Source organism: Vibrio thalassae, from assembly GCF_900089835.1.
GTDB lineage: Bacteria > Pseudomonadota > Gammaproteobacteria > Enterobacterales > Vibrionaceae > Vibrio > Vibrio thalassae.
The window spans coordinates 1-5,987 of the sequence record NZ_OANU01000051.1; the positions used below are offsets into that span (position 1 = coordinate 1).

3 protein-coding genes are annotated in these 5,987 nt (G+C 44.1%); 1 reads left to right on the plus strand and 2 read right to left on the minus strand.

Annotation, left to right across the window (positions count from 1 at the left end; genetic code table 11):
- Positions 1–3,554 (plus strand): methyl-accepting chemotaxis protein (locus tag VTH8203_RS14315; RefSeq protein WP_158296149.1); only part of this gene is annotated, 3,554 nt, incomplete at its 5' end.
- 16 nt (positions 3,555–3,570) lie between these two features.
- On the opposite strand, the gene VTH8203_RS14320 is transcribed toward VTH8203_RS14315, so the two are convergent.
- Both VTH8203_RS14320 and VTH8203_RS14325 read right to left on the minus strand, forming a co-directional pair.
- Positions 3,571–4,119, minus strand: coding sequence for a TetR/AcrR family transcriptional regulator (locus tag VTH8203_RS14320; protein ID WP_244181220.1), 549 nt, complete (start codon positions 4,117–4,119; stop codon positions 3,571–3,573).
- Positions 4,120–4,343: 224 nt separating this feature from the next.
- Complete coding sequence (locus tag VTH8203_RS14325) at positions 4,344–5,948, minus strand: BCCT family transporter (protein WP_096994286.1); 1,605 nt, start codon at positions 5,946–5,948, stop codon at positions 4,344–4,346.
- Positions 5,949–5,987 lie beyond the last annotated feature (39 nt).

Here is a 5,987-nt window from a genome sequence, read left to right on the forward strand (position 1 = left end):
CGACGCTTGAACAAAATGAGCTTGAAGCGATGGGCGTCACTGGTCTAGATATGGTCAGTACACCCCAGATTGTCAATCAAATCGCGACGGGAGAGCTGACCACGATTGCAGCTATTCAAAGTGCAGTGGATGGTTTTAACGCCATTGTTGAAGACATCGACGGCAACAGTGACGGCACATTAGCGACCGCAGCGCAAATCAATGCGCTTGCAGGCATATCGGACGCGATAGACAGTAATCAGAGCTTGTACGCTGAAGCGTTGAGTAGTCTAGAGAGTCAAACCTTAACCAATCAACAAATCAGTGATGCTATATCAGCAGTGAATGATTTGGCCGATTTCATTGCCAATGGCGCGAACGCCACGGCGACGCTTGAACAAAATGAGCTTGAAGCGATGGGCGTCACTGGTCTAGATATGGTCAGTACACCCCAGATTGTCAATCAAATCGCGACGGGAGAGCTGACCACGACTGCAGCTATTCAAAGTGCAGTGGATGGTTTTAACGCCATTGTTGAAGACATCGAAGGCAATAATGACGGCACATTAGCGACCGCGGCGCAAATCAATGCGCTTGCGGGCATATCCAGTGCAATAGAAAGTAATCAGAGCTTGTACGCTGAAGCGTTGAGTAGTCTAGATAGTCAAACCTTAACCAATCAACAAATCAGTGATGCTATATCAGCAGTGAATGATTTGGCCGATTTCATTGCCAATGGCGCCAACGCCACGGCGACGCTTGAACAAAATGAGCTTGAAGCGATGGGCGTCACTGGTCTAGATATGGTCAGTACACCCCAGATTGTCGATCAAATTGCCACGGGAGAGCTGACCACGATTGCAGCTATTCAAAGTGCAGTGGATGGTTTTAACGCCATTGTTGAAGACATCGAAGGCAATAATGACGGCACATTAGCGACCGCGGCGCAAATCAATGCGCTTGCGGGCATATCCAGTGCAATAGAAAGTAATCAGAGCTTGTACGCTGAAGCGTTGAGTAGTCTAGATAGTCAAACCTTAACCAATCAACAAATCAGTGATGCTGTATCAGCAGTGAATGATTTGGCCGATATCATTGCCAATGGCGCCAACGCCACGGCGACGCTGGAACAAAATGAGCTCGAGGCTGCAGGGGTTTCTGGGCTCGATGATAGCAGCTTGGACAGAGTCATTAATAAAATTACATCAGGTGAATTGACAAGTCTTGAGAGTATCCAAGATTACGTTTCTGCTTACAATATCATCAACGACTACCTTAATGATCCAACGAAAACACCACCATCAAGCTTGGAGTATGAGACTGTCGGTATCATGGCAGTATCTGATACAAACCTCAGTGAGATTAACAAAGGATTAAAAGATAAATTGGTTAACGCCTTTGATGATATTCAAGCATTAGTTGATACCGTCAATATTCCTAGTTTAGAAAACGATATGGATGGCGACGGCATTATTGATGACTGGGATAAGGACATGGATGGTGATGGTGTCGCCAATCATCTTGACGCCTTTCCCACAGACAAGTTTTTCTCGGTAGACTTTAATGGTGATGGTATCCCCGATGCTGGCATACAACCATCAAGAACTTTAAATGTTGGTAAAGATGACAGTGTTGTTGTTGTCTCGGGTGAGGTACTTGAATTTATTCCTGTCACATTAACGACTGGTGCAAGTTTAGCCGATGTATCATCACGCTTCGGTAAAATCGCCATTGCTGATAATAGGATATTATTCCATGCGCCGGCGAATCTACCGGAGCAATTCTACATAAATTACCAGTGGAACGACGTTAATGGCGATGTTTTTGACGAATTGCTCAAATTGACTTCAGGTAGTACAAATGCTGATGCGCCTGTGTTTAAGAATATCAGCCCGATAGAAATCGATGCTGAAGGGCTATTCACTCGAATCGATGCACTTTCTCCTAGTGCTGTTGACACCTTGGGCAATCCAGTCTCGGTAACAATCGATGGTACACCTCGAATTCGTCCTGGTAATCAAGTGGTGTATTGGATCGCTATAGATGATCAAGGGCGAGAATCCATTGCCGGTCAATTATTCAAGGTGAATCCTCAGGTTAATATCGAACAAAAAAGAATTGCTTATGAAGGCGAGAAATCCATATTAACCATAAGACTTAATGGATTAGCGCCGGATTATCCAGTTAATATTCCATTGAACATTGTGCAAGAAGCTTCAAGCAGTGATGGTAACGACCACGGATTATCGCCAACAATGATAATGTCTATTGAAAAAGGTCGTACGGCATCGATGGAATTTGACGTTTATGCTGATGATGTGATTGAAGGTACAGAAACTGTAGTGGTGAATCTCGATCTGTCTGTCAATAAAGGGGTATATGACTCCGTTCAGATTGACATAAATGAAGGTACGCCGATCCCTGTTATTGAAGCGAATGTTATTGATCGTGACCGTCAAATCGTGACGCTTGCCTACCCAGAGTTGGTAGAAGAGTTATCAGTGGCTGCTACCATTGCTCAATTCGCAATCGACATAGAGTTTGAATGGTATTATCGTCATTTTGGGGAGGACGCTGAGTTCATTGGTAACACCATGAATAACAATCCGCTCGCAATAGGCAAGGCTCTATCAATTGGGCGTCATGAGTTTGAGTATATAGGGAAGCCAGTTAATTCAGATATTCCACCCATCATAGGTAAAGCGTTACTGCGTGTTATAGAGCCTCAAGATCTATTTTTTGATAAGGATAGTGATAGAGACGGTATTTCAGATAAAGATGAAGGATTTGTTGATAGTGACGGTGACTTGATCCCAGATTATCTCGATAGTGTTGATGTCTGCGAATTGCAAGTTATCGACAACGATAAAGTCGCAACAACAGGTGGTTATGTATTGGAATCAACCCCTGGTAGTTGCTTAAAGTTGGGCCTGGTATCGGAAAGTGTGGGCAGTTACAGCCCATTTGTGAAGGTCGTTGATTTGGGTGAAGACCCTAATGATATTTTTAAATTACCTCCAGATGACGAAAACCTAGAGGTTTATGTTGAAAGTAATGTTCATAATTTTACTGTAACAAATGTCATTAATGACAGTGTCACCATTGTTTTACCTCTCACATCACCGTTTACAATAAACAGCGTATTACGAAAGTACTCGGATAAAGAAGGGTGGTTTGATTTTGACATCACAGAGCCTGGTAGTGGTTTACGGTATGCGGTCGGTGAGCCTGGTTTTTGTCCACCGCCTGGCTCAGAAGAGTATGTCGATACCTTGACTGAAGGTGCTCATTGCCTTGAAGTAACAATAAAAGATGGAGGGCGTCATGACAACGACGGTATTCGAAATGGTCAAATAGACGATCCAAGCTATGTTCTCAACAACAAGTCCACAACGCCAATTGAAGGAAGAACGCCAATTGAAGGAAGTGGAGGTAGTGTTAGCTTGATGTTTATATACAGTATGCTGATATTGATCATAGCTAGAGCATTTGGTCGCCAAAACGACGGCGAACGCTGGCTGAGGACGCAGCCCATTTGCCGTTTTCGGGGTAACCGTTCACCTACAGGTTATTGACTAGGCGTTTGCGATTTTAGTGATCTGCTGCCGTGTAGCAACGGACCAATAAAGGACTAGGTGGATAGAAATACCCGCTTACCATTATGCGGTGTATTGTAGCGATTAGCATTCTTGTCACCACCGACGGATTGGGATGTGAAAGGGCACGGAACACCTCTTCGGTTGACGCCTGCAAGCCCTGATACCTTTCTTCAATAAGGTCTAAGACAATATTTCGGGTAGTCGGGTGTACCATAACACTGAAGTTAAAATGATACATTTTTCGATGTTGTGCAATCGTCATTCCCACGAATATGGAATCAATCATCGCCTCTAGTCTTCCTTCTGATGAAGTTAAGTGCTCATCTTGCTGGTCAACGTTGTTGTTGATGTCGGTCATATGGGTGAACACCGCTCTTAGCAGTTCATTTTTATTCTTAAAGTGATGAAAAACTGAGCCTTTTGAAATTTCTGCTTGCTCGCAGATAGTTGAAATAGGCGTTTTTTCAAAGCCATGCTCTGCAAACAGCTGCAAGGCAACTTCAATAATCTTTTCTTTCTTGTCCATCATACTATCCGTCATAGTGACTTACCGATTGGTCAGTGGGCGGGGTTCTAATTCCACTTTGGGGTACTATCAAACATTTCTCTAAAATGATTTTCGAAAGAATTGACCAGTAGATAGGGAGTTCTATCGACGCTTATATGAAGTTTGAAGCGAATCGATTGATTTAAAAGGCCGTGCAGTGGGAAGATGAGAGAAAAAGGCTTACCGTAATTAAACTACGATAAGCCCTGATTGTTTTACTAAGCGGATTTGTCGCTAGCTACTTGAGGCCGTTCAACCTCCGTTAGCAAGCCTTTAATCAAGCTCACGCACCCTAAAATTAGAATAAGTGTAAATGGCAGGGCTGCAATGATGGTGATCGATTGAAGTGCTTGAATCGATTGCGTTCCACCGATCCACAACATGACTACTGCGATCACTGCTGAGATTACTGCCCAAACCACTTTTTGTTTAATAGGGAGTTCAAGTTTGCCGCCCGCAGTCATACTGTCTACCACGATTGACCCTGAGTCCAGAGTAGTGACAAAGAATACAATAATCAAAGCAACAGCTATCAGCGATAGGATGTTACCGATAGGGTAGGCGTCTAGCATATAGAATAAGCTGAGTGATACGTCCCCGATACCTTGTGCTGCGCCAAGTAAACCGGCATGGTCAATAACCTGTTGGATAGCGACACCACCAAAGAATGACATCCACGCTGTTGTCACGAGCGTAGGGATAACCAACACGCAGAATAAGAATTCGCGAATTGTTCTACCTTTTGAAATTCGCGCAACAAACATGCCGAAAAATGGTGCATAAGCGACCCACCAGGCCCAATAGAATACCGTCCAACCATGTAACCAAGTAGTGTCTTCACGACCAGTCGTTTGGCTCAGTGGAATGATGTTTTTTACATAGCCAACAACAGCGGTTGAAACGGAGTCTAGCACTGTCGTGAAGTTCAAAATACCAATAAAGCCAAGGAAAATGAACGCAATAATCATGTTGAGGTTACTCAACATCTTAACGCCACCATCCATACCGCGAACGACAGAAACGATAGCTAATCCCATGATTGTCAGAATAATCGCAATTTGCAGTAGGAGGCTGTTATTTAGTCCGAATACATGGCTGATTCCGCTGGCTGCTTGTGAACCACCCAACCCTAGTGATGTTGCAAGGCCAAATAAGATAACTAGGACAGCCATCACATCGATAACATCCCCGATTCTTCCCCAAACTCTATCTCCAAGCAGAGGGTAGAACACCGAACGCATTGATAACGGAAGCCCTTTATTATAGACAAAGTAAGCAAGCGACAAGGCTGCCATGCCGTAAATAGCCCAGGCGTGAAGGCCCCAATGGAATACCGCTGAACCTAAGGCCAGTTCCCGCCCTTCTGGTGTAAATGGCTCAACACCTAACGGTGTACCAAACCAATTGGTGTAAAAGGCGGTAGGCTCTGCGACACCCCAAAAAATCAAACCGATACCCATACCAGCAGCAAATAACATGGCGATCCAGGATATGGTTGAGTAGTCTGTAGTGGCATTGTCGCCACCTAATCGAATTTTACCGAGAGGAGACAAAGCAATCAGCACGGCAAAAATCAGAAGAATGTTTGCTCCCCACATAAAGACAAAATCAAACTTTGATAATGCAGCGGATTTAACGGCATCGATGGCTGCTTTGGCGTCTTCGGGGGAAAGGACTAAGAGAGTGACGATGAAGAGGATGGATAAGCCCGCAGAAGCGGTAAACACTGTATTGTGAACATCCATGCCCCATTTAGTGATGTTGTCTTGACCGACTTGATAATCTGTAGAATCTATACTGTATTTTTGAGATTTAAAACCCATAATTATGAGGTTTACATATTCGTGTGAACGAATATAAAG

Coding starts and splice junctions, on each gene's coding strand:
- VTH8203_RS14320 (WP_244181220.1), bottom strand. CDS start 4,119: ATGACGGATAGTATGATGGACAAGAAAGAAAAGATTATTGAAGTTGCC.
- VTH8203_RS14325 (WP_096994286.1), bottom strand. CDS start 5,948: ATGGGTTTTAAATCTCAAAAATACAGTATAGATTCTACAGATTATCAA.